22 protein-coding genes and 1 pseudogene are annotated in these 26,257 nt (G+C 37.1%); 5 read left to right on the forward strand and 18 right to left on the reverse strand.

Annotated elements, in window-relative coordinates; genetic code table 11:
* The first annotated feature begins 97 nt into the window (after positions 1-97).
* Positions 98-487: a VOC family protein gene (locus EGI24_RS20805; protein ID WP_255050559.1), complete on the forward strand. Its 390-nt coding sequence runs from the start codon at positions 98-100 to the stop codon at positions 485-487.
* Between the two features lie 57 nt (positions 488-544).
* On the opposite strand, the gene EGI24_RS20810 is transcribed toward EGI24_RS20805, so the two are convergent.
* Positions 545-1,825 (reverse strand): dicarboxylate/amino acid:cation symporter, encoded by a 1,281-nt coding sequence (locus EGI24_RS20810; RefSeq protein ID WP_255050560.1) that lies wholly within the window; start codon positions 1,823-1,825, stop codon positions 545-547.
* Positions 1,826-2,020: 195 nt separating this feature from the next.
* On the opposite strand from EGI24_RS20810, the gene EGI24_RS20815 reads away from it, so the two are divergent.
* The gene (locus tag EGI24_RS20815) at positions 2,021-4,030 is read left to right on the forward strand and encodes a YgiQ family radical SAM protein (protein ID WP_262926223.1); all 2,010 of its coding nucleotides are present in this window, start codon (positions 2,021-2,023) and stop codon (positions 4,028-4,030) included.
* Positions 4,031-4,045: 15 nt separating this feature from the next.
* Positions 4,046-4,795, forward strand: coding sequence for a glutamate racemase (gene murI, locus EGI24_RS20820; protein WP_255050561.1), 750 nt, complete (start codon positions 4,046-4,048; stop codon positions 4,793-4,795).
* Positions 4,796-4,815: 20 nt separating this feature from the next.
* Here the strand turns inward: murI and EGI24_RS20825 are convergent, their stop codons facing one another.
* Complete coding sequence (locus EGI24_RS20825) at positions 4,816-7,086, reverse strand: prolyl oligopeptidase family serine peptidase (protein WP_255050562.1); 2,271 nt, start codon at positions 7,084-7,086, stop codon at positions 4,816-4,818.
* A 247-nt stretch (positions 7,087-7,333) separates the two neighbouring features.
* On the opposite strand from EGI24_RS20825, the gene EGI24_RS20830 reads away from it, so the two are divergent.
* Complete coding sequence (locus tag EGI24_RS20830) at positions 7,334-8,179, forward strand: sulfurtransferase (protein WP_255050563.1); 846 nt, start codon at positions 7,334-7,336, stop codon at positions 8,177-8,179.
* Positions 8,180-8,242: 63 nt separating this feature from the next.
* Here the strand turns inward: EGI24_RS20830 and pnuC (EGI24_RS20835) are convergent.
* From pnuC (EGI24_RS20835) to EGI24_RS20865, 8 genes and pseudogenes are all read right to left on the reverse strand, one after another.
* Positions 8,243-8,740 (reverse strand): annotated as a pseudogene (gene pnuC, locus EGI24_RS20835) (nicotinamide riboside transporter PnuC).
* 204 nt (positions 8,741-8,944) lie between these two features.
* The gene (locus EGI24_RS20840) at positions 8,945-11,626 is read right to left on the reverse strand and encodes a sorbosone dehydrogenase family protein (RefSeq protein WP_255050564.1); all 2,682 of its coding nucleotides are present in this window, start codon (positions 11,624-11,626) and stop codon (positions 8,945-8,947) included.
* Positions 11,627-12,022: 396 nt separating this feature from the next.
* Complete coding sequence (pnuC, locus tag EGI24_RS20845) at positions 12,023-12,679, reverse strand: nicotinamide riboside transporter PnuC (RefSeq protein WP_255050565.1); 657 nt, start codon at positions 12,677-12,679, stop codon at positions 12,023-12,025.
* Between the two features lie 136 nt (positions 12,680-12,815).
* A complete protein-coding gene (locus EGI24_RS22045) occupies positions 12,816-13,043 on the reverse strand; it encodes a four helix bundle protein (RefSeq protein WP_409035502.1) in 228 nt (75 codons plus the stop codon).
* Positions 13,044-13,318: 275 nt separating this feature from the next.
* Positions 13,319-13,825 carry a DUF2480 family protein gene (locus EGI24_RS20850; protein ID WP_255050566.1) on the reverse strand — a complete coding sequence of 169 codons (507 nt, stop codon included), beginning with the start codon at positions 13,823-13,825 and terminating at the stop codon, positions 13,319-13,321.
* Between the two features lie 4 nt (positions 13,826-13,829).
* The gene (locus EGI24_RS20855; protein ID WP_255050567.1) at positions 13,830-14,723 is read right to left on the reverse strand and encodes a hypothetical protein; all 894 of its coding nucleotides are present in this window, start codon (positions 14,721-14,723) and stop codon (positions 13,830-13,832) included.
* A gap of 122 nt (positions 14,724-14,845) precedes the next feature.
* Positions 14,846-15,172 carry a nucleotide pyrophosphohydrolase gene (locus EGI24_RS20860; RefSeq protein WP_255050568.1) on the reverse strand — a complete coding sequence of 109 codons (327 nt, stop codon included), beginning with the start codon at positions 15,170-15,172 and terminating at the stop codon, positions 14,846-14,848.
* Between the two features lie 3 nt (positions 15,173-15,175).
* Positions 15,176-15,733, reverse strand: coding sequence for a hypothetical protein (locus EGI24_RS20865; RefSeq protein WP_255050569.1), 558 nt, complete (start codon positions 15,731-15,733; stop codon positions 15,176-15,178).
* Positions 15,734-16,048: 315 nt separating this feature from the next.
* Between EGI24_RS20865 and EGI24_RS20870 the strand changes: the two genes are divergently transcribed.
* Positions 16,049-17,026: a zinc dependent phospholipase C family protein gene (locus EGI24_RS20870; RefSeq protein ID WP_255050570.1), complete on the forward strand. Its 978-nt coding sequence runs from the start codon at positions 16,049-16,051 to the stop codon at positions 17,024-17,026.
* 115 nt (positions 17,027-17,141) lie between these two features.
* Here EGI24_RS20870 and EGI24_RS20875 read toward each other — a convergent pair whose 3' ends face one another.
* The 8 genes from EGI24_RS20875 to EGI24_RS20910 form a co-directional block, all read right to left on the reverse strand.
* Positions 17,142-18,134, reverse strand: a complete 993-nt coding sequence (locus EGI24_RS20875; protein WP_255050571.1) for a polysaccharide deacetylase family protein — start codon at positions 18,132-18,134, stop codon at positions 17,142-17,144.
* 119 nt (positions 18,135-18,253) lie between these two features.
* Positions 18,254-21,274 carry a CHAT domain-containing protein gene (locus tag EGI24_RS20880; RefSeq protein ID WP_255050572.1) on the reverse strand — a complete coding sequence of 1,007 codons (3,021 nt, stop codon included), beginning with the start codon at positions 21,272-21,274 and terminating at the stop codon, positions 18,254-18,256.
* Between the two features lie 78 nt (positions 21,275-21,352).
* Positions 21,353-22,300 (reverse strand): DUF4412 domain-containing protein, encoded by a 948-nt coding sequence (locus tag EGI24_RS20885; protein ID WP_255050573.1) that lies wholly within the window; start codon positions 22,298-22,300, stop codon positions 21,353-21,355.
* Between the two features lie 89 nt (positions 22,301-22,389).
* Positions 22,390-23,367: a hypothetical protein gene (locus EGI24_RS20890; RefSeq protein ID WP_255050574.1), complete on the reverse strand. Its 978-nt coding sequence runs from the start codon at positions 23,365-23,367 to the stop codon at positions 22,390-22,392.
* A gap of 8 nt (positions 23,368-23,375) precedes the next feature.
* Positions 23,376-23,645: a hypothetical protein gene (locus EGI24_RS20895; RefSeq protein ID WP_255050575.1), complete on the reverse strand. Its 270-nt coding sequence runs from the start codon at positions 23,643-23,645 to the stop codon at positions 23,376-23,378.
* A 21-nt stretch (positions 23,646-23,666) separates the two neighbouring features.
* The gene (locus EGI24_RS20900; RefSeq protein ID WP_255050576.1) at positions 23,667-24,164 is read right to left on the reverse strand and encodes a hypothetical protein; all 498 of its coding nucleotides are present in this window, start codon (positions 24,162-24,164) and stop codon (positions 23,667-23,669) included.
* Between the two features lie 5 nt (positions 24,165-24,169).
* Positions 24,170-24,841, reverse strand: a complete 672-nt coding sequence (locus tag EGI24_RS20905) for a hypothetical protein (RefSeq protein WP_255050577.1) — start codon at positions 24,839-24,841, stop codon at positions 24,170-24,172.
* Between the two features lie 14 nt (positions 24,842-24,855).
* Positions 24,856-26,244, reverse strand: coding sequence for an OmpA family protein (locus EGI24_RS20910; RefSeq protein ID WP_255050578.1), 1,389 nt, complete (start codon positions 26,242-26,244; stop codon positions 24,856-24,858).
* Positions 26,245-26,257: the final 13 nt, after the last annotated feature.

Consider the following 26,257-nt stretch of genomic DNA (forward strand, 5'->3'; position numbering starts at 1 on the left):
TCAATAATGAAATTTTAAACAAATAATTAACATAATAATTTCGTATAGCTATTGAGAGATAAAATCAATTATCTTTTTTTAATTTGTAAAAAAAATTATGAGCCAGTTTATTGCACACATTGCATTGGTTGTCAGAGATTACGACGAGGCCATCGCCTTTTACACCAAAAAACTAAATTTTGAATTGATAGAGGATACCGTACTTTCAGAAACCAAACGATGGGTTCTTGTGGCTCCAAAAGGTTCGAAAGAATGTAAACTCCTTCTTGCAAAAGCAGTTGGCGACCAAGTTAAGGCCATTGGATATCAATCTGGTGGAAGAGTTTTCTTGTTTTTGCATACCAATGATTTCGACAGAGACTATCAGCATTTGCTTAATCAAAATATTAAAATTTATAGAGAACCAAGTACTGAAGAATATGGTAAAGTATGTGTCTTTGAAGATCTTTATGGTAACCTGTGGGATCTGATTGAGAAAAAACCATAAAAAATGGGAATGCAAAGTAGTTTACATTCCCATTAGATTCTATTTCAAAACCTTTCTTTAATCTTTCAATTCGCCCTCCCATTTAGCTACAACTGCTGTGGCTACTGCATTACCAGCCACAGAGGTTGCTGAGCGACCCATGTCTAATAACCAGTCTACAGCCAGAACTAAACTAATACCTTCTTGTGGAAGTCCAAACATCGTAAGTGTGCCTGCAATAACCACCAATGAGGCACGTGGTACTCCTGCTATACCTTTGCTCGTAAGCAATAGGGTGAGGAGCATCGTAACTTGCTGTCCAATACTAAGTTCAATTCCATAAATTTGAGCGATAAAGCCAGTTGCAAAAGTCATATACATCATAGATCCGTCGAGATTGAAAGAATAACCCAACGGTAACACAAAACTAATGATGCGTTCCGAAATACCGAATTTTTTAAGTTGCTCGATCTGCATAGGCATAGACGCCTCAGAACTGGCCGTACTAAATGACAGAAAAATTGCATCTTTGACATATTTCAGGAGCTTCCAGTAATCTATTTTCATAAACAAACAAATAACCCACAAAACCACAAAAATGAAAAAGGCCAAAGTAGCAAAAAAGCAAACAATCAAATACAAATATCCACCCAAAACACCCAAGCCTTTTGAAGCAATAACGGCCGCTACTGACCCAAAAACTGCATATGGTGCAAATATCATCACATAACCAACAATTTTAAACATTACCTCCGAAATAGCATCGAGAGCTTTTGTAACTGATTTGCCCTTGTCTCCAATGGCAGCCAAGGCCACTCCAAAAAACAGCGAGAAAACGACTATTTGTAAGACTTCATTAGTTGCGAGTGCTTCAAAAATACTTTTAGGAAAAACGTGGGTGATAAAATTTTCTAAGGTCATTTTCTTGGCCTCCACGCCTGTATCTGTTCCAGTTTCGGGCAAATCCAATGACATGACCTTACCCGGTTTCATGATATTGACTGCCACAAGACCTGCAAGCAATGACAATATGGTAGCGAAATAAAAATAGCCCAGTGTTTTCAGTCCTATTCGACCAACTACCTTAAAATCGCCGAGTTTAGCTATTCCAACAGTTAAAATAGAAAACACCAAAGGGCCCAAAATCATTTGGATAAGTCGAAGAAAAATCTTTGAAAGCAACTGAAGGTAGGAACTCCATTCTTTCACGCCATCGTTGGCCTTTACTTGATCAGCAGTGAGCAAACTGGCATCTTTTATACCAAACTGCCCCAAATCAAAGTGATTGTGAATAAAAAAACCGACGATGATACCGAGTGTCATGCCGATGAAGATTTTCCAAGTAATGTTTAATTTCATTCGTTTAGGGTTAATTCTGATGTTTGATGATTAAAAATAAATATAAATCAATTCTTTGGATTTCGAAATTTTCCTGATTCAAATTTCTACAAAAATAACAATTTCTTCTTCATTGATTTATAATTCTGTGCTTAATCCATTCTAGACAAAAAACAATTTAAACTTTCTTATGCAAATAACTGTTAATTTTGCAATATGATAACAGTGAGAGAAAGGCCAGTAACACATTGGCTACCAATAACTAAAAAAGAAGTAGAAATGAGAGGTTGGGATGAGGTAGATGTCATCCTCATCTCAGGAGATGCCTATGTAGATCACCCTTCATTTGGAACAGCTGTTATCGGCAGAATCATTGAAAGTGAGGGATTTAGAGTAGCAATTATTCCTCAACCCAACTGGAAAGACGACCTCAGGGACTTTAAAAAACTTGGAAAGCCTAAATATTTTTTCGGAGTAACGGCTGGCTGTATGGATTCCATGGTGAATCACTATACTGCCAACAAACGCCGCCGCTCCAATGACAGTTATACGCCAGGCGGAGAGGCTGGTTTTAGACCTGACTACGCCACAACGGTTTACAGCAAAATATTAAAAGAAATATATCCCGATGTTCCAGTTCTAATAGGAGGTATAGAGGCCTCTCTACGTAGAGTTACGCATTACGATTATTGGGAAGACAAACTTCTACCATCGATTCTCGTTGATTCTGAGGCAGATATGCTGGTTTATGGTATGGGGGAACAGCCCTTACGCGATCTTTTGCGACTGGTCAAAAAAGGAGTTCCACTAAATAGTATCAAAGATGTCAATCAAATTGCATTCTTGGAGGATGGTTTGGAAGAAGTAAAAACCTACAATGATTGGGAAACCGTTGAATTGGCCAGTCATGAAGTTTGTTTAGAAGACAAGATAAAATATGCTTCAAACTTTAAAATAGTAGAGGTAGAGTCTAACAAATGGCAAGCCAACCGAATTGTGCAGAAAGTAGGCAATAAAACGCTGGTTATCAATCCTCCATACAAAACCATGGACGAGGCAGAAATGGACAAATCGTTTGATTTGCCGTATACCCGCATGCCACATCCGAAGTACGCCAAAAGAGGCACAATTCCAGCATATGAAATGATAAAATTCTCCATCAATATGCACCGTGGGTGTTTTGGGGGCTGTAGTTTTTGTACCATTTCGGCTCATCAAGGCAAGTTTATAGCGTCTCGTTCGGAGGAATCTATCATGAAAGAAGTGGATGCGTTGACCCAACATCCCGAATTTAAGGGCTACATTTCCGATCTAGGAGGACCTTCGGCCAACATGTACCGCATGAAAGGCAAAGACGAATCCATCTGTAATCGTTGTCAAGCTCCGAGCTGTATTCACCCTGTAATATGCTCAAATTTAGACACTTCGCACAAACCACTTACCAAGCTTTACCAAAAAGTAGACGCCCATCCTGAAATTAAAAAAGCATTTGTAGGCTCTGGTGTGAGATATGATTTGCTGGTGGACGACTTCAACAAAAATAACCAAGACGGCAACCACGACGAATACATGGAGCAGTTAGTCACTCGTCATGTTTCGGGAAGACTCAAAGTAGCCCCTGAGCACACTTCAGATGCTACCTTGAGAGTGATGCGTAAGCCTGGTTTTAAATATTTCAGAAAATTCAAGGATAAATACGACAAAATACAAGAAAAACACGGCCTGAAACAGCCATTGATTCCGTATTTCATCAGTTCACACCCAGGATGTGAAGAGGCTGACATGGCCAACTTGGCTGCGGAAACCAAGGATTTGGGCTTTAAACTAGAACAAGTACAAGACTTCACTCCCACTCCCATGACGGTAGCTGAGGTCATTTACTACACAGGTGTGCATCCTTACACCCTACAGCCAATTCATACCGCCAAAACCAAAGAGGAAAAACTAACACAGAACAAATATTTCTTTTGGTACAAACCTGAGGTAAAAGGTTGGATAAAAAGTCGTCTACTTAAACTTGGGCATAAAGAACTAGCCGCAAAGCTTTTGAGTCCTTTAAAACCTCAAAATCAGGAAGCCAAAAAGGTAGAGGAAGTTCAGCAGAAATCGACTACCGTAATGACCCAAAAACCAAATTTTAGCTCAAAAAAAACAATAGAAGCAAAGCCCAAAGAGGAATTTTTCCAAAAGAAAAAACCCTTGAAAAAGAAGAAAGGTTGGGCGTAAGATTAATTTTATAACATGATTGGAGTTTTTGATTCAGGCATTGGCGGCCTTACGGTTCTCAAAGAAATGATGTACACACTGCCTCACGAAAACTTCTTATATTATGCAGATACCGAAAACGTACCATATTCTTACAAGACCACGGAGCAAATCAAAGAATATGTAGAAAAAGCAGTTGTTTTTCTGAGAAATGAAGGTTGCAAATCTATAGTTTTGGCGTGTAATACAGCCACCAATGTGACCATAGAATATCTAAGAGAAAAATACGATTTACCGATAATCGCCATTCAGCCAGCTGTAAAAGTAGCGTTTGATAACAATACCGAAAACAAAAGAATTTTGGCTTGTGCTACACCTGTAACACTCAAAGCCGACAGATTTGAAAACCTTATCAACTCACTAGACATCGACCATATGGTAGATAGACTTCCACTCCCAGGTTTGGTAGAATTTGCTGAAAATGAACAATTCGAAAGCCCAGAAGTCTTGAAATACCTTAAAAAAGAATTCTCAAAGTTCAATTTAGAAAACTATAAATACGTAGTGTTGGGTTGTACGCATTTTACTTATTTCGAAAAAATGATTCAAGAAAACTTCCCGAATTTGCAACCCGTAGATGGTAACGAAGGCACCGCTCGGCATCTTAAAAATACTTTGGCTGGCCTAAATCTTCTCATTTCCACAGTTAAACCCACAATTCGTTTTGTAGAATCTGGTCGATATGTAAAGGATGAAGCTAGGTTTTGGAGGTATTTGGATAGGTAGAAAATCACCCACACACCTAATTACTTTCCAATCTGATAATGCAAAAGTGGTTTCTGGCCTAATAAATTCTCCAAGAAATAATCCCAACGTTTTTTGGTAAAATAGTCCCCTGTGGTTCTGCCAAAATTATGATTTCTGCTCGGCCAAATAAACATATCGAAGTCCTTTCCAGCTTTTATCAGTGCCTCGGCAAACTTATAAGTAGCTGAAGGATTGACGTTTTCGTCAATCGCTCCATGTGCTAGGAGCAATTTCCCTTTCAGGTTGGCCGCATTGGTAATGTTAGACTGTTGGTGGTAAAAATCACCCACTGGATAGCCCATGTACATTTCAGGCCACCAAGCTTTTTCCATGCGGTGGTCGTGATCTCCAGCAGAAGCCACGCCAACTTTGTAAAAATCAGGATGCAGCAACATCGCCCTAGCAGCATCATAACCTCCCGCAGAGTGTCCAAAAATACCGACTTTTTGGATATTCAAAAAAGGCTTCGACTTGGCCAATTGCTTGATAGCCAACACATGGTCGGTAGTACCATCGCCCAAATTTCTGTAAGAAACATCTTGAAAAGCCTTTGAACGGCCAAAAGTGCCCATTCCGTCTACAGTAACCACCACAAAGCCCAGCTCAGCCATGGGCTGCTGCAAACCAATGAGGCCTCCTTTGAAAGTCTTGGGTGTGATATCAATAAACGGTCCAGTGTAAGTGTAGTCGATAACTGGATACGATTTCTTTGGGTTAAAGTCGGTCGGAACGTAATAAATGCCATAAATCTCGGTTTTCCCGTCTTTACCGATAGCCGAAAACTGTTGTGGAGATTGATACCCTTTTGCTTTTAAGCTTGAAATATCTGCCTCCGAAATCTGCATGAAAATATTACCAGATGCCAAATCTCTCAAAACCGACTTTGTGGCTTGATTTACTGTGGAATAATTATCGACCACATATTCTTTATCTTCTGAAACATAGATTTCATGAAAAGCATTTTCGGGTGTAAGTAGCGTAAGTTCTTTGCCATCCAAACCTACGCTATACAGATGCTGATAATACACATTTCTACCTTTTTCTTTGCCCGCAGCCATAAAATACAGTTGATTTTTTTCTTCATCCGCATATAAAACCCTGTTTACCACGTATTCACCAGGCGTTAGATTTAGAATAATTTTTCCAGTTTTCCAATCTATCAAATACAGATTATTCCAACCCGATTGTTGCGAAGCCAAAATAAATCTATCACCTTTCAACTTTTGAAACATCGTGTTGTATTCTATGTGCGTTTGCTCCTTTTCAGAATAAACCGTCCGTATCTTGCCCGTATTTGCCTCTATATCCAAAATATCAAATTGCTTGTAACCTCGGTGGAAATAAGTCCCCATCAAAGTCACACTGTTTTTATCCCAGACCAAATCCAGGGGCATAAAATGTGGCGTAGTCAAACTCAATAATTTCGTTTCTTTCTTTGTATCGAGGTCGAAAATGACAGGAATTTTCTTCACAAGCGTGGTATCTCCAGGCGAACCACGGTAATATGAAAGCAGATTGGGTCGGAATTTCTCATCTTTGCTAAAATCCAACAGATACATTTTTTCCCCCATTCGCAAGTCTGCTATTTGCGTCAAAATCTTTTTGGAATCTGGCGACCAACGCACGTAAAACTGCTCTGGTCTTATGCCATTTTCTCCCTCAATAATATCGCTCCAGCCATAAAAAGTGCCGTATTCGTAGTCTTTTTTTCCATGAAAACTCAACTGAAACACTTGAGTAGTTTCAAGATTTTCCACAAAAAGATTATAATTTTTGTTAAAAGCTCTCCATTTTTTATCGGGAGAAAGACCTCGACTATCTACAGGTTTTGGTATTTGAGTAGAGCTAAGCTTATGATTAAAAAATTCCCAGTTTTTGTTTTTCCATTCAAACTCAATTTTGTTTTCCTCCGTAAATTTGATTTTGTCGAAAGGCAAATCAGTACTTTTGAGCGTATCTCCTGCTGCTTCATTGAGCAATTTGGCCAAAAGCTCATGATCGAAAGCACTTTTTGTTTCCTTTTTAGCTATATCGCTAATCAAAAACCTTTTGCCGTCTTTGGTATATGTTACATGCCAAAATGCATTCTTATCCTTTATCCAATTGGGGATAACTTCCAGATTATAAATCTCTTTTTGGATAGAGTTGGTCAAAAAATACTCGGCTTTTTTATAGGTTTCTTTGGTCACTTGGGCACTGGCTGAAATGCAAAATGCTGTTGACACAAAAAAGAAGGATTTTAAAAAACTAAAGACAGAAAATTTCTTCATTTTTTAAGATGGTAAGGTTTATAAAAGGGTCTTAACAAAGATTGGAATTAATATCGAATGTGGCAAGAATAAAGAGGTGATTTGTATTTAGAAGAAGTTTGCCAAATCAGCATTATATGAAATTTTCTATCAAAAGCACAAAACATTATCAAACTTTGAACAACACTTTATTTTTGATAAATTTGAAAAGTTTCTAAAAAACGAATTGGTCTTTCGTTTTTCTTTATATAAAAAACAAATCCTAAATATGGCTATTTCTCCAATTATTCAAGCAGTAGATTTGCTGAAATTATATCAATCCAAAGATTTGTTTATTGTAGATGCAAGCAATGGAAAAAATGCAAAGACAAATTACGAATCTCAGCATTTAGAGGGAGCAATATTTGTTGATTTAAACTCTCAAATGGCTGAAATCGAGGATGATGTGTCCATTGGTGGAAGACATCCATTACCCAAAATTGAAAATTTCATTAAAACATTATCCAATATTGGAATTTCCCCAAAAAGCCACGTAATAATTTATGATGACAAAAATGGATCGAATGCAGCGGCAAGGTTTTGGTGGATGCTTAAAGCTGTTGGGCTTGAAAAAGTACAGGTTTTGGATGGCGGAATTCAAGCAGTCAAAAAAATCCACTTTCCGACTAGGTCAAAAAAAGAAATTTCAGATAGAGTAGAATCTATAAAAGTCGACGATTGGAAACTTTGCATTGCAGAAATTGACGATGTTGAGTCGTTTTCCCAAAAAGAAAAGTACATCGTTGTTGATGTCCGTGATGCTGAGCGTTTCAATGGTGAAATTGAGCCTATAGATTTAGTTGCCGGGCATATTCCTGGTGCCATAAACATTCCTTACACAGAAAATTTAGACAAAAATGGGATGTTTTTGCCGCCGAAAGATTTAAAAATGAAATATGAAAAGGTATTTGGGAATGTTAAAAATGAGAATATAATAGTTCATTGCGGCTCAGGAGTAACCGCATGCCATACGCTTTTAGCAATCGCTTACGCTGAATTGGAAATTCCGAAACTTTATGTGGGCTCTTGGAGTGAATGGAGCAGAAACAATAAACCTATTGAAAAGAAAAGTTAAAAATAAGAAAAGTAGGATCCTTAAAATTTCAAAAAGTAATATTTTATACCATCGAAGCAACAATTATAAAATCAAACCATCCCACTTCCTCCACTTTCGCGTCCATTCTAATGCCCCAAAAACAGCTATAATACAGAATACAAAAAAGAGCATGGAATAAAGTTTCAAGTCTTTTGCGAAATACATGTAAGTGCTAATGATATCTATAACGAGCCACATCTACCAAGCCTCTACTTTCTTTTTCATGAGCATAAACGTGGCAATAATACGCATTGCGGTAGTGAAACTGTCCACATAAGGAAACGCACTCGGCAGACAAAATAGGTTTAGAAATATTTCATGCAGGTTTTTGGAGAAAGTAGCCATCAAATAAGTAGCTATCAAACCACCAAAAGTCAAAATTGCAGATGTTTTAGGTTTTAATTTCGTGATTCTAAGTTCGTTTTTCTGGTTGGCATTTTCTATTTTTGGAAACTTCCACCACCAAAAACTTATAATATTGGTCACAAAGAAAAAACCTTGCAAAAACATATCGGGATAGAGCTGAATCTGGTAAAACATGATACTCCCATAGCATACCTTTACCAACCTCAAGATTCAAGACCAAAAGTTCTCTTTCACCTAAAGCCCAAAGCATCAGAAATCGTATTTGAGAACTACAAATGACTCATTTCGTAGCCCCAAATGGCGAATAAGATGTTTTTCATATCGAATCTGATTAAAGGTAAGGATTATTAAAATCGAGGAATTTGTGCCCTAAAAGGCTTAATTCTCATCACAGCCAGCTATTTTGGCCTCAAAAACTGAACCTACTTGAGTTTTAAATCCTGGCAAAAGTTCTATCCCATTTCCAGCAAAATATTTCCAATTGTCAATGAGCTGCTGATTGGATATTATAACAGTTTTCGACCTTAGTGGATTATCAATATTCGTTGTAGATATTGTTAAATTGATTCCGTCGAAACAGGTAGTCATTTTCTTTTCAATAAATCCAAAATTTAGTTCGTCTGTTCCAGCAACATAGACTATTAACGTAATTTCTTTGCCAAGTGTATCAATAATAAGCGAGTCTCCAATTATATGAGCTGGTCCACTAATTACTAGAAATCTTACACTATCTATTGTATTCGTAGTCCCATTTAATTTTATCCTTGAAGCGGGTTTATTTGCACTTGGTATGAAGTTATAGGTTAATGATTGATTTACTCTTGGTTTCCTTACAATCAAACTTTGCTCTTTATATGGTGCTATGTTATGTACATTTTCTTGACCGTGTTGGGTTGCTCTAATGGTAATAATGCCGGGTTTGGATATAAACTGAAGAGAATCATTATAGATAGAACCTGGTCCTGAAGTAATAAAAAAAGTAATCGGAAGCAATGATGTAGCCGAAGACGTAAGTTTAATTCGGTTTACGTTGTAGGTAGTATCTGACGGTTTAGTAAAAGTTAGTGTTTGATTTGTTCCCCAACAATTTTTACTAAATAATAAATCTTTGGTATCAGACAATCCTTTGTCAGAAGTAATGGTACACCTCACCAAGGCCCAATAACTGGCCCCTGACTCACAAGTAATATTAGGCAAAGAAAAATTCGGTTGTGGGTCAGTGCTCACATGTACCAAATGCCTATGGCCGTTATGGCTGTCATAAACTTCCCATTTATAATTTATTGGCTCAGATGTAGGATTTATAACAGCGGCTGTAAACTGAGCTGTATTGATGGGGTTTTGATCAACATACTCATTCAAATCAGGATCAGCGATTATATTATCAACTATCGGCTTCTGGGTATTAAAATGAATTTTTAGAGAATCCTGCGAAAAAGCACCTGTTGAATCCACAACTTTCAATTTTAACCATATAAAATTATAGTTTAAATTATTAGCGTCTCCAACTTTAAAATAAGGTTTTAAGCCAGTGCTCGACTGTCCATCTGATAGTTCCCAATGATAGGAAAGACTATCATTAGGATTTGGGTCATAAGATAAGCTAGCATCAGGTGAAATAATATAACTTGCCGAACCAAAATTGACAGGCAGGAGTATCTTTGAAATTGGGTTTGAGTTAGAATTTGTGGCTTTAATTCTAATTATTTGTCCAAAAGTAGAATTTGATAAGTCTATAACACAAACATACAAATCTCCATTAACAGGGGAAGTCCTAATGGCTGCGATTTGATCATTTAAGGTACCAAACTTATATATAAATTCTGGATTATAATTTGCATCAAATTTTGTTCGGTAAATATTTTTACTCACAAAATCTCCAAAGAATAAGTTATCATGGTAAATTTCCGGATATGAAGCAAAATCATGATAAAAATCACCTATAACAATGGACGCGTTTCCACTTAGGTTATCGCCTGGTAAAGAAATTGTTCCCACTTCTGTTTTGTTTCCATGTATGTTTCCATATATAGCGTCTCTCATAGCTATTACAGGCTTTTTCCAAACAGCTGGTGGCGTAGGGGGTCTATTAGTATCTTCAAAATCAATGCCCTCAAAATAAGGCCAACCAAAATTTTCACCGGGACTTTCAAGAATGTTAATCTCCTCTGCTACGTTTGTTCCTACGTCTCCAATTAAAAACTTTCCTGGTTGTGAAATAGAACCCGTATGAGGTATTTTGAGTAATTTCCAGGGATTTCTCAATCCCCTTGCATAAGTTTTTGAAGCATTTGATCCCGGATCATTTCCATCATAATAAGGGTTATCTGGTAATCCTAGTCCAGTATTTTTATCTATCCTTAATATTTTTCCACTTAAAGAATTTAATTCTTGAGCTCTAAGTGAACCTATGTTTTGATCCCATGTAATTATTCCTATATCTAGTGATTTCTGGAAAAATGACGTTGGGTCCGAACCGTTATCATCACCAAAGGATGCTCCATCGCCTGCAGAGAATAGAAGAGAACCATCAGTACCAAAAGCCAATGCTCCTCCTACGTGTCCAATATAGGTAATAGGCCATCCATTCGAAAAGTTAGAACCAATAAGTATAAATTCTGAATTAATATCCACTGTTGGATTGGGAGAGGCAGGATTCATAACCGTAAACCTGCTAATTCTTCCAACAGAAGGAGCGGGTGCGGGCTGATTGTCAGGTATTGAATCTTCTTTTAGGACATAAGCTAAATATATATAGCCATTTTGCAAATATTGGGGATCTAAAGCAAATCCTTGTAGACCGCTTTCACAACATTCGGCTGTTTTAAAACTTATATCTAAAAATGGGGTAGAAGAAATATTGTCGTTTTTAATAAACCATAATTTGCCTGATTTTTCAAAAGTATAGGCTCTGCCTAAAGAATCAAACTCAATTCCAATTAAACCTGCATTATGATTAACAATAGTTTCAGAAACAAAACCTGAAGGTAAATCTTGGGCATTTGAAGTATTAAAATTTAAAATACCTATGAAAAATATTATAAGTAGTTTTGAATTCAATAATGTATCGTCTATAAAGTTTCTAAATACTAATACGAAAACTTAGACTCAAAAGTTTATAAATAGTTTAATTATTTAGGGTATAATATTAAAAAAATTAAGAGGATACATTTAATAGTTTGTGGAATTCAACAGTAACCCTCTTTCAGGAATCGTTTTTTAAAGTTTTGGGTCAATTTGGATAATTTATTTACTAATTGGCTAGCTACAAAGTCTAATTTTTTCGTGCTATTAAATGATGTTTAGGTTTCTTGGTAGACATTGTCAGTTAGGTAGGTCGAAAATACTTAAAGCTAAATTAAAGTCAATTGGAATAAATAAACTGAACCCGATTTTTAATTTTTAAAATTATCCTAAAGAAAATAAAATCAATTAGACATCCAGATTTCCTAATTATTACCTTCCTTGTTTCCACTTCCTAGTCCATTCCAATGCCCCAAAAACAGCTATAATACAAAATATAAAATAGAGAATGGAATAAAGTTTCACGTCTTTTGCGAAATACATGTAAGTGCTAATGATATCTATAACGAGCCACATCCACCAAGCCTCTACTTTCTTTTTCATGAGCATAAACGTTGCAATAATACTCATTACGGTAGTGAAACTGTCCACATAAGGAAACGCACTCGGCAGACTAAATAGGTTTGGAAATATTTCATGCAGGTTTTTGGAGAAAGTACCCATCAAATAAGTAGCTATCAAACCACCAAAAGTCAAAATTGCAGATGTTTTAGGTTTTAATTTCGTGATTCTAAGTTCGTTTTTCTGGTTGGCATTTTCTATTTTTGGAAACTTCCACCACCAAAAACCTATAATATTAGTCACAAAGAAAAAACCTTGCAAAAACATATCGGGATAGAGCTGAATCTGGTAAAACATGATGGAAGCCAACACCACATTCACAAGACCCAAAATCCATGACCACACGTTCTCTTTCACCGAAAGCCATACTGCCAAGGCACCAGAAATTGTAGCCCAAAACTCCAAATGGCTCATTTCGTAGCCCCAAATGGCGAAAAAGATGTTTTTTATATCAAATATGTCAGGCATTCAAAGATTAGTTATGAGTTGATAGTTGTGAGTATTGAGTAATGAGTTAGATAAAATTAGAATTAAAGAGTGGGATTAACCTATATAGGCAAGTACAACTTTACTTGAAACTCACAACTCGAAACTCTTATTTATTTTAACGATTTTCTAATGATTTTATCAAACCTCTTAATATTTTTGAGGTTTCCTCACACATTTCCTGTATCAAAAGTATTTCATTTTCATCTGCAAAATTCAATCTTTTAGCCAGATAAAGCATTGATTTCACCTCAGAACAAGACCCTTTTGAAATATATAAAAAACGGACAAATTCCTTTTTTGAGTATCGGTCAAATCCTTCTGCGATATTGTTCGATATAGACACCGAGGCTCTACAAATTTGATCTCGAAAACAAAATCTCGTAATGTGTAGAAGTTCTTATATACCAATTCTGCGATATCCTGAGCCTTTTGCCATGCAGTAAATCCTCAAATGACGTTATTTTCATTGTTGCGTATTGTTTGTTTTTATTATAATTTATTCATCCAAAAGACGAAAAAATCTTTTCAAAATAAAAATAAACCAAAAATATTCTCCCAAAACGCTCAGCACTATACTCATAACCGGGTACTCACAACTCAATACTAAACACTCACAACTCATTTATTCTTAAAAAGTGGCACCGTACTACATGGCTCGCCAAACATCAGACTTTTTACAATCGGCTTGAGTCGACGAGTAAGTTCTACATAAACATAAGTCGGAATCTGTGAATTACTACAGCCTTTCACTACGATTCTTTGGCCTGCAAATTGCTCCAAATCTAATGCGTTAAGAGCTTGTTCATAGAGTTTTTTCTCCAAATCTTCCAAATTTCCAAAAACCACCATATTGGCATAAGGTTCTAGCTGAATCGCCAAAAGCATATAAGCCCATGTGGGCACTATAGCATCTTCTGAGCAGATGATCGCCACATTTTTTCCACTGTATTCCGTCCAGTCTTTGGTTTTTAAAAACTCCCTAAAATCCTTTTCTTTCAGAATCAATCCCATAAAAAGATTGTCTTTGATATCGTAAACCAGCCGATCACCTTGGTGAAAATAATCCTCCAAATCAAACGATATCAGGCCGCTATTGGCCACTTTATTTACTATTTCTGCATCCATTTTTTCAGTTTTCTTCTTGTGTTTCAGCAACCAAAACTACTTTTTCTAACTCAATGGGTCTTGCTTCAAAATAGTTTTTTGCAGCTACTTGTGTACTTATTTTTAGAAATGTTCGGCCCAAAACAAAAACTTGTTGTACCAAAAACATCAGAAAAATGGTCAGACTAGCGTGCATTCCTATCAGTCTATCTATGCCCAAATAAACCACAGAGAGTATAATACCTAAAACAATAATCAACCAAAAAAGTGCAATGGCCGAAGGCCATTTGAAAATATAGCTGAAAGCCTTCCAGAAAGCACCGTAAGATGTAAGTGTCGGCGACTTAAATAACATCACTCTGCCATAATCGCCCATAATAACCACAAAACCAACAAAATATACAAGAATAAGCACGGGCGGAATCATCCACAAAATATAATCTTTCTCTGAGCCACCTTCGGCTATGGCCGCAAAAATGAAGAAAAACATGCCTGCCAAAGAAACCAATACCATTAAAAAAATAAACAAAAAAACCAAAAGCATAGCAAATCGTGCAAAATGCTGAGCCGAGGCTTCAAAAAAACGAGGAAACTTGAATTTTTCTTGTTCAGGGGCATCCAAAATACCTCCTGCAAAGAAGGTATTGAGCAACAGATACACTATTCCCAAAGTGAAAACTAAAGGCAAAAACGGCTGAAAGGCTTTCTGACTTTGGTGAAAAAAGTCTGTAAAAATCATAAAATCAAAGTCGGCTATAAGCTTATCCAAAGCCACCGAGGTGTAGGCTTCATTCAGAAATGTGACATAAAAAGGCCTGGCCACCAACATGGCCAGCACAAAACCAACAGCGTACATGAAAAACACCAGTAGTGGTTTTTGTGCTATTTGATTAAATGATTTGGTTATTATTCTTAGCATTTATATTCTTGCTTTATTTTCGAAAATTCACCTGGTAATATTACGAACTCACTGCGTTCGCAAATGAAAGTGTATTTTGTGTTAAATCTCTCTTTAATTCCATAAAATTCGTCTCATTTTACTCACGCTAGCTTCGGATTATTCTTGTGTCTGTCAAAATCCCGCTTGGTTTTTTTTTCCAGATTTTTCACAAAAGCATCGTTCAAATCTATACCAGTTTGATTCGCCAAACATATCAGTACAAACAACACGTCAGCCATCTCATCACCCAAATCTTTGTTTTTATCCGACTCTTTCTCTGATTGTTCCCCATATCGACGAGCCATTATTCTAGCCACTTCGCCCACTTCTTCCATCAATATGGCCGTATTCGTGAGTTCGTTAAAATACCTCACCCCAATGGTTTTAATCCATTCATCTACAATACTTTGTGCTTCTTTTATCTCCATGGACTACTTTTTGGCTGGTGGCGAAATCATGATATGAGCCCTGTGTGTTCCCGGGTCCATAATCCACGGAGCACCTGGCACCACCTCTTTGAGCGGCAATCCCGTAGAGGCCGCAGTAGCCCAAGGTATATACACCACATAGCGATAATTGGCCTTTTCTAAGCTTTCACCACTCAGCATATGCAGCGTTGATGGATTCTTGGGCATTTTCAATTTGCCCTTCTTGGCCTCCGCTTCACGAATATCAAAGACCTCCTTGAACGACTTGTTTTCCTTTTGTAATTGACGACCACGAGCCATAAAAGGCTCTAAATCTTGGTGATAACATGACACACTAAAACCCTTTTTGTTGGGATCGTCAGCCAAACAAATGTATCCACTACCTCCTTTCTGCAACTCTACCAATTCCCCATCCGCATTATAGCCCCATATTTTAGCATTTAATCTATCTGCTTCTGGCAAAGCCATTGTAGCTTCTTTAATTTGCTGCTCAGTTGGCAAAACTTGTGCAAAAGCACTTATTGAAAACAGAAAACCCAAACAAACCAATAATCTTTTCATGTTATTAAAAAATTTAAATTGATAATAAATCAGGGCGAATTCCATGGTCCTTTTGCATCAGACCCATGGGTCGGGCATTCTCCTTAACTCCTCGTCACCTCCTTTCGTCAGCTCCTGAAGGGGTATTGGCTCAATCCCTCTCGCAACACAAGGCTGCTTAGAAACAAAGATAGCAGGTAAAGCGATTTTTCAAATCGCAAAAAACCATTTTCACTGATTTTCATTTCTATAAATTTGATTTGAAAATCGAAATATGTGATTAACCCATATTTTTCGTATTTTTGGCATTCAATAAAAACTAAAAATCATCATTCCATGAAGCGAATAGGCTTAGTATCGGTGGCAGCTCTTTTCATAGTATTTCTAAGTTCATGGGGTATGTGGGGGCATTATGCCATCAATCAATCGGCCATATTCTCACTTCCTCAGCCTATTGCCCAGTTTTTCTATCGCCACATAGATTTTATTTCAGAAGGCGGCAACCTGCCTGATGTAAGAAAATATAGTCACCTCAAAGATAAAGCCGAAAACCCTCGCCATTTTATAGATATTGAAGACTTTGGCAACATACCATTCGATAGTATCCGAACCCGTAAGTGGGACGAAAAAAGTCTCCAAAAATGGGGAAATTTGCCGTGGTTTATGAGCGACACCTACAAAAGTCTTGTAAATTCCATGAAAACCGGTCGTCGTACCGAAACCTTGTTTTCAGCTGCTGAGCTAGGTCACTATTTAGCCGATGCTCACATGCCTCTTCATACTTCGTCCAATCACGATGGCCAACTTACCAACCAAAGAGGTATTCATGCACATTGGGAAGCCCTTTTGGTAGAACGCTATGCCAAAGGTTATAATTTGAAAGTAGCACCAGCCACTTATATTACCAATGTTGACGCCGAAATTTGGAATATCATCAGAGACACCCACAGCCTCGTAGACACACTTTTGGCAATAGACCGTAAACTAAGAAGTGAATTCCCAGCCGAGCAACTTTACGAAAAAGACAAAGACGGCAAAGTGGTAAAGAACAAATTCGGTCAGTGGGTATTTACCAAAGAATATTCAGAATTGCTACACAAGTCGCTCAACGGCATGGTAGAAAAACAAATGCGAAAATCTATTCAACAAGTAAGCAACTTTTGGTACACTGCTTGGGTAGATGCCGGTAAGCCAGATTTATTGGCCATGGAACAACCCGAACTTTTGAAAAGAACCAATAAACAGTACAAAAAAGACGTCAAAATCTGGCAAGGTGGACAATTACCTTATCAGTACATGGAGAAAGAATATTAGTAGTGCGACTTTTTATGCCGACATAAATTCAAATCGGCTCTACGCTATTTTTTCAATTTTCGGTTTATAAACCAAAGTTATTATAAGCTAGTAGCAGCGATTTTCCAAATCGCTGCTACTTCAATTCTTTCCTTCTTTTTCCCACCTCTCTCCAAGTAGTCAATATAATCTTGTTATCTGCCAAATACTTCTTAAAAACTGGATCCATCATGGTCATAGCGTCACCTTTACGCACTATTCCTGAGTCCGAAATATGCTTAAATATTTCCGAGGGCCAAGTGCAATGCATGATCACCATGGTTAAACCTGGTTTAAGACTTTCTATAGTTTCTATATATTTCTTGGTTTTTGAGGCTAATAGCTCAGCTTCTGAGCAGTCTTTTTTGCCTTCTGGACAACCCCATCCATAAGATACATTGTGCAAATCGTCAATCACCGGCAGACCAGCTGCCCACAATTGTTTACCAACAGCCGTGGTCATTTCTATGGTTAATCCTGCATCTTTTTCAGTTTGTAAAATCATAGAATTGTGTCCGCCGGGAAACATCACTGGTATTTTTTCTTCCATGGCCACTTTCAGATATCTTTCTAAGAAGTCTTTTCTCGCAAAAACCGTCCCCATATGCGTGTCCAAATGTGTCGGCTCCCAACCCATGGTGCGAGAGCGGTCTAGCTGGGCTCTTATTTCTTTTTCTATTTCATCTGGCGTGGCATTGGTGGCTGTTGCTCTTACGCTTGGCCACATGGCACCTTGTTTATCTACCAAACCCGGTACGGCAGGCTTGCCCATCAATGGCCCCCATCGGTAGCCTTTCCATTCAGAAGTAAGAGTTAAATGAAGCCCTGCATCTGTTTGAGGGTGGGTTTCAAGATACTTGAAAAAATCTGGAATCCAAGGACAGGGCATCATCATACTCAATGAATTGGCCACGCCTTCTTCCATAGCTTTTATGGCTCCAAGGTTAGAATCATACGACATCCCCACATCATCGATATGTAAAATGAGGACTTTGGAGCCTTTAGGAAAACCCAATTTCTCGGCATAAGTGGGTTCTTGGGCAAAGATATTTTGAGAAAATAGAAGTAGAATGAAGAGTATTTTTTTCATTGAAGGTTGATGTTTGGGTTGAATATTTATATGGTTTTTAAAGGTAATCAAATTTTACTTTTGGTGCAAAATATTGGCAATCGGGTATGGAGATGTTTTTGAGAACACAACCATTTGCTTCACTTTTTAATTCTAAACACCAAAAACAGAGCGGAAAGTCCAATTAAACCCATCAAAATCCAAAGCCAATATTTTGTGATTTCCAAAGGCTCAGTGTTGCCATTTACTACAAAACCTGCCCAAAAATATGGGTGAGCTTTAAGTGGATTTTTACTAATAAATGTTTTCTTGGCATTGCTCAGTGCCTCATCTTTGTATTGTCCTTCTTTGAGGTTTTTGTAAAAATCAATGATGATCTCCGCAGTCTCTTTGTCAGGTACTTGCCAAAGGCTGTAAACCGAAGATTGAACACCCGCATAAGTCAATGCACGAGAAATACTCATGATACCTTCCCCAGATTTTAAAATGCCATTTCCAGTATCGCAGGCACTTAAAACTGCCATTTTTGCGGGAAAATTGAGACTGTACAACTCCGAAAAAAAGAGTTTCTCGTTGTTTGAGAAGACTAAACAAGACTTATTGAAATCATCCTCAAAGAGTTGAGAATGCATAGAAAAATGAAAGATTCCAAACTTGTCTATTGAACTCAAAAACCTTGCTTTGGTAGCTTCATGATTTTTTACAGTTTCACCTCCAAACATACTGGCTATGGCTGTAGCTTCCTCACGAGCAAATTTTAAATCCGCAAAACCAGCCCTAACCAAACTTACCTCTGATTGGTTGTATTGTGGCGAAAAAGCGATGAGTTTTTTATTGGATATATCTATATTATTCTGCTGGTTAAACAACCAAATGGATAAAGAATAATGGTAGGAAAGTTGATTTTTCAAAACAATGAACTGCTTGGATTGCGGATCAATGAGCGATTCGAAAGGCAAATAACTCAAAAAACCTTCTGGGATAATGCTGATTTTAGGAGTTGAAGAATAAAAACCCAAATTTCTGCAAAGGGCAATGGCATTTGTCTGATAGTCAGCATTTATGTTTTTGGTTTTGGTCAGAAAAGCTTCCATCTGTGGTTTTAATGCACTTACCAAACCAAGTTTTTTTATCTCTAGATGGTTCTTGCTCAAATTCAAAACATATACGTGTTCGTTTCCGATATAATATTTTAAAATGGATTCGTCATTTTTGAGATTCGCAAGTACTTCGTTTACATCAAAATTAAGAACAGATATTTCTCTTATGGCCCGGTATGTTTCTGATGTACTTTCGAGTAATTTATTTATTTTATTCTCCAAAGTGTTAATCTTCAAGTTGTTTTTTGAGATAAGCTCCTTATCTGTAAGAACAAGGTTTTTATAATAGTTTAACTCTCCTTCGAGATCTTTTATTTGTGAGGCCGTGCGTAGATGGGCATTATCAGGCTTATAGGCTTTTTTGAGGTATTCTTTAAAAAGATGTTGTGAAGAATTCTCCTCAATCGAATTGATGTATTCTATGAGCTCTACTTTTGAAAGTTTTTTCTCCGTGGCGGTGCTCAGCAAACCTTCTATTATTTCAGAATGGTATTCGTTTAAGGTTTCATTATATTCACCTTTTTGATAGTATTCAAAAAACAACTTGGAGGCGATTTTATACAGCTTTTCGGCTTGAATTAAGTCTTTTTTATTTTTTGTTACTTTGTAATTCTTTAAATATACCTCTCCACTTTTTGTAAAAACCTTGATGAAATTCAAGGAAACAATCTCCTTAACGTCTTTAAATTCTATTTTTTCAAGTGACTTACTTTTTTTAGAAAGCTCAAAAACCAAGTCCTCTAAATTCTGTTTGACATCTTTTATCGCCGCTGGATAAAGGTTAAGGCTTAAATTTATGTCAGCCCGCATTGCCTTTAAAGTAAACTTACTAGAACTGAAGTTTTCAGGATTGATATTCTGTATGGCTAATTCTATGAATTTGAGAGCGTTGGGATAGTCTTTTAATTCATTATATATCTTCGAAATCTTTGAGTAACCCATCATTTGATGGTGGTTTGATTTGTATTTGTTCGCCACAGATAGTGTTTTTTTGGCTAATTGAAGTGCTTCATTGTATTTTTTTTCTTGGATATAATACTCTAATATTTCGTCGGAGGATTGAAGAAAGTATCGCAGGTCTTTGGGGTTATCGTAGGAGAAAATAGGGTCTTTTATCAGACTGGTCAATAATAGATTTGCCTTTTCCAATTCTTTATTAATCAGGTGAATTCGAATATTGTTGAGAACATAACTTTTTTTGGCTTCAAAATAGGTTGGTAGTTTTTTACTTTCTTCGGTGGAATACTTTTTTAGATAATGTGCATTGAGTATTATGTTGGCCTGCTGGGCTTTGGCATAATCTCCATAACCAATATATTGATATGTCAGATTTTGATAAACCGTAATCAAGTAATCTTTACGATCAAATTCGGTTTTGTGAACTTTCTCCCAAATATTAGCTGCTTTTGTGTAATACGTTATCGCATTTTTTTCATTACCTACTTCGCTGTATGCATAGGCTAAATTATTATATGTCAAGGCCGTATGCGTACTCACTTCGCCAAACTGCCTGATGTATTGACCCAAAGATGTTTTGTAGTAAGATATGGCCTCAAAATTTTTGTCATTGGTATCATATAGATAGCCCAAATCGTAAAGATAATCCGTTCGAGATTCAAGCATAGCTTGGTTAAAATCTTTAATTTCTAAGCCCTTTAGTGCAAAAGTTAGAGCCGCTGACCAATCGCCGGAATAGGCTATATAGTGGTACTTGGCCGTGTAAAAATTAAGTAAAAGTGTGGTTTCGTATGGTTTCCTGTTTTTTAAAGCAGACAGGTTTTTTATTCCTAATTCAACGTTTTTTATGAGTTCGTCATCGCTCAATTTGAAATCAAATAGCAATATGTAGTTGTCTATAAAGTTTTTTTCAGAACTGCTAAGAGATTTGTTACTTTTAAGAGATAAAGACGCGGCTTTCGCAGCTTTATAATCCGATTTATCATCTAAGTCGTAAATTTTTTTCAAACCGTCAGCGAATACTTTGGATTGCGAAATTGCGGTATTGCTTGAAAAAAGAAAAAGTAGAAAGAATATAGAAAACGAACCTAAAATTTTTGTCATTTTGTTGAGAGATATAACGAAAAATACTTGATTTCTACACAAAGTAAAAATCAAGTATCTATTTAATTTGTTTTAAATTTAAAACAAAGATTTGTAAGATGAGGTATCGAAGGTAGATTTATCCGAAAGTTTCACTTCCTCTATCTCCATATCCACGGTATTTCCATTTTCGGCTTTTACACTATAGCCCAACACCGCACGACCTTCTTTGGCCATTCTGGCTAGTTCGGGATGTGCATAATAGGCCATGTAGTTTTTCAGAGCACTTTTACCGCCCATTCCTCCCGAGCCATAACCCATTTTTTGTCCCAATTTCGCAAACTCACCAACACGACTCTGGCTTATCCACATCAATACCTCGTCCTTAGATTCTTGGTCCTCAACTTTATAACCGTCACATTTGTAACCCGCTATAGTTTTGGTTTCCGAGGTTTTGGTGATTTTTATTTGCTCATCTTTTTCAGTGGCATATTGTTCTAGCTTATCAGGTTTGAAACCAATGGCCATCAGGTTTTTGGTACCGTTGTTGTTCGTAAAAGTAAACATCTTGTTTTGCTCCAAGTCCATCACAATCATGTCCATATTGCCAGAGGCTTTTTGCATATCTGGGTTTGATGCTCCTATAAACTTTATCCCTACGGCCTTATCATCAGCACCAAAAAAGTATTTGTTTTGCATGACGTTTTGTGTTTTTTTCTTGGGTTCAGTCATGGTCATTTTCATGGTCATTGAAGACACAAAACTGTAAGAGGTTTTTGGTTTTCCTCCGAATGAAAATCCACCAAATCCACCACTAGACTTTTCCTCTTTTGGCTCCTTAGCAACCGGTTTTTCTTTAGAATTTTCGGTTTTTGTGGTAGTTTCTTCCTTTTTCTTGGTTTTAAAAAGGCCATCAAAGGCTTTGTCAAAAGCCGCCTCAGCTTTTTTAAGTGGATCTTCTTCCTTCTTTTTTTCGGTCTCTTTTTCTTGACTCCATCCTGCAAAAGAAAAGGCCGAAAGCACGATTAGCAACAAATATTTTTTCATTTTTGAGTGATAATTTATTATTCCAAAATATAACGTATTGGGCCAAGAAAGCCAAGTTAAATTTTAGAATTTTATTTTGTGACAGAACTTCAATTGTGATAGTCGTAATGAGAAATGTAATGTACTAACTTTAAACTTGGATTGTCTATTTGCCACGTAATGATATGGTTAAGTGGCTCTTTTAAAATGATATCTGAAGTTACGGACGACGAAACCGGAAAAACAGCCACATAATAACTATTAGACGTAGCATACACGGCAAACGGCTCACCGGCTCCTTTATCAGCCAGACTAAAACACCTGTAAGTATTTGTTGCACCATCGCTTCTGATAACCATTTTGGGATTGACTGTAAGGCTCATTTGGCTTTGAGAATCATTTACTTCGTATATCATTGCAGCCAAATCTCTTGCGTTTTCATTATCCAAAACACATATTTTGCCATCTTTGACAGATAAGGCTGAGAAACTAGGAGCAAGAGGATATACAAGCGGTGCCATAAGGCGATATAAGTCTTGATTAAATTTTGATTGAGCCTCAACCTGTCCATCTGCTGAAAATTTTCTGATTTGACCCATTTCAAACGCACCAACCTGAATTTGAAATGGCGATATTTGCTCAGGAAAAAATGCAGCTGCTGGCAAAGATAAGTACTGCCTTGGCGACGATTTAGTAAGTACACCATCTGCATCGACAAAAAGTGGATTGGCAAAATTTTGATTTGGTATAATTACAGATTGAGCCCCAACCGAACCTGCCATTAATGTGTTGAGGGTGGTATTTCCACTTACAGAAAGATTCACAAAACCACCGCTTTGACCAGAAACATTACCTGAAGCTGTGATGGTTTGAGAGAAAACAGTTTGACTGCTATGAGCACCTGTTCTGAGATTATTGATACGTGCACCAGTACTGCGGAATCTCGAAATTCCAATACTATCCGGTGATTTTACTCGGATAGAATCAGTGACAAGTTTATTTGTAACCGTCTCATTCGGTAAAATCTCCGTGTTTTGGGCCATTCCAAAAAAGGGCAAAAGAACAAACAGAATTTGCTTTTTATTCATTTCAATCTTCAATTTTCGCAAGTAAATTCTTTCAATTGCTCTTCATAAGCCTTTCGTTGAGCGGCAGTGTAAACCGAGCATGATTTGAGTACATTATTAAGTGATTTTTTCACAGCCTCACACTTACTTTTGCTCTCAATATCTGTTGACCAAGCCTCTATGGCCTTAAGGTAATCTTCGGTTACGTTTTCACAATTGTTAGAAACTGGGTCTAATAATTTGGCTGGTCCACAAGAAACGGTGGTAAAAAATGCTAAACAAAAAAGTAGTTTTTTCATGGTTATAAATTTTGAATTTTGTTACTTGTATTCCATCGAGAACTTACATGCCTCAAGTTTGATGTCGATATCAATGTAATTCGACAAATCGGCATTTAACTCACCTTCAATGACTTGTCCTTTTTTGTATTTGGTGATTTTGAAAGTTCCGTTTTTCGCAAAGAGCGTATTGCTGTTGAATTTCACCAGGAGATTCCCGTTGAGGTTAGCTTCTCCATTTTTAGTATCAAACTGATAAGTTTTGTTAAGTTCTAGCTTGTTTTCAATGAATTGGAAAGAAATGGAATTGGAATCATCCACTTTGCCGCTGACATCGATGAGGGCAAAAGGTCCTCCAAAACTGATTGTTTTTGCCTGCCAAGTTTTACCATCCAACGTTCCTTTCATAGTGCCAGAGATTTTGCTGCTCGAAGAACTTCCTGTGTCGTCTTTATCGTCCGGAGTGATGTCGATTTTACCACATGAAGTGATAAATAATGTGACTAAAAATAGAATAGTGAGTTTTTTGATTGTTTTCATGATTTTTATTCTTCGTAAGTGATTAAAATTTTTACAGGTTTGGAAAGGATTAAATTGCTATTGTTTGGCTTGTTAGCAATGTTAATAAACGTTGAGTCGCTAAACCAATCGAACTCATAGCCGGGATTAAAATTATATGAAGGTGGTATGTAAGATGTAGTTGAATATTCTAAGATAATTTGTATATTCAGTATCTTAGAAGCATTCAATCCATGTGCTAAAAATACTGTTCCACCTTGAGTACTCGATGTTGTGGTTATTAGTTTTTTTACTTTTATGGCAGGGGCATCAGAGCCTAGTTTTGTGAAGCCGTTAACCTCAAATTTGGTATTTGGAGTAGTCGTTCCAACTCCAACATTTCCAGTTGGACTAATTCTAAGAGCCTCAACATAATTATTATTGATATTGGTTTGAAAACCAAAACCTTGATTGGTTACGATTAAGAAGTCACGGGCAATGTTAGTTGTAATGAACCCATAATTGGTAGAATTATGACGAAAAAATATAGCTGGCAGGAAACTACTATTACTTTCTATTGTTAAATTTGGTTGACCTGGGTATACTTGAATACCAATTGTAGAATTAAAACGTAAGTTATCAGGCTCTACACTAATGCTTTGTCCGTAAATATTAGTGATTAGTAAGGTCAAAATAATTGTTTTTAAGATATTTTTCATAATTAAATTAATATTTACAATTTCACAAATTCAACTCTACGATTATTGGCCTTACCCTGCGGCGAGGTATTTGGCTCAGATGGCTGACTTTCTCCTTTACCATCGGTTTCTAATCTAGACGCTTCTATCCCAAACTCTGATGAAAGCGAGTTCTTTACTGAAGCCGCACGGCGTTTAGATAAATCGAGATTTTTGGTGTCGTCGCCATCAGAGTCAGTATGACCAATAATCTTTACTTTCACAGTAGGATTTTCTTTCAATACCTTTCCTATTTCCTTCAGCACGCCATAAGATTCTGGCTTAATTTTATCAGAATTGACATCGAAAAGAATTCCTCTGGTCACCAGTTTGCCTTCGGTGATGAGCTTGGAGCGGGTATCGGGTGCACCTACAGCGTAGCGTACATTGGCTACCATATATTCGTCTTTGTTTTCTTGCTCGGTGTAATTCATATAGCTCGAGCCTAACTTAAATGCATTATATTTTAGTTTTGGGTCAAATGCTTTCGGGATATCTAGCACTTTGACTTCGTTGGCATAGATACGCAACCTGCTTTTTTGCCTCCAAATAGAAAAATGAACTTTGCTGGGTTCTTCAAAACCATCGCCTTGGCATGCCAGACTTTTGATGACCAAATTCTCATTCTTATTCACCACTTCGCCATTTTCATATACTTCAAAGCCTGCTGATTCTATACCTCCACCCCAATTGAAATAGAATCCATTGCTTATATATTTCTCCGTAAAGTCTGCCTTAGGATTTGGGCTAGAATAAATGTAGAAATTGTAGCTCAGCAAGTTATTGCTGCGGTATCGGGTGAAAATATCATACTCTAGCGTGAAGTTTTCTGGCATATCTTTCACAAAATCCGGTTGAAAAAAGCCATCTTGACTCATAAATAACCATTTTTCGGGGCTATCGTTGAAGGTGACAATCTCCGCAGAAGCGTTCGTATTCCATTCCAAAGGAAAGTCTCCCACACTTGTTTCATTAAAATCATCGAAACCCAAAACCTTTTCGCCAGGAACGAAATCAAACTTTGAATATGTCTTCATACTTGCTTTTTGAATAGGAGCGGCTTGCTCCTTTCTTGTCTCTTTCTTTTCGATAGATGCTGAGCCCTTAGCATCATCCTCATTTTCCTCCGAGCCAATTTCTTTCTGTTTTGTTGAAGCTGCGTCTCCTCCTTTGGTGCGGTCCGACGTTTCGGTTGGGGGGCTTTTTTTCTTGAAAATATTCCCTATGCCTTCTTCAACTTTGTCCAAACCCTTGTCAATGCTTCTGTCGATGGCATTATTGGTGCGATCCGTAGCTTTTCTTTTTGCTACTTCTTTGGGTTTTATAATTTGGGCCGAAAGACTCTGGACGGTCCAAAACATAATCAGCATTATGTAAAATTTCATTTATATTTAATTT

This window comes from Lacihabitans sp. CS3-21 (assembly GCF_024343675.1).
Lineage (GTDB): Bacteria > Bacteroidota > Bacteroidia > Cytophagales > Spirosomataceae > Leadbetterella.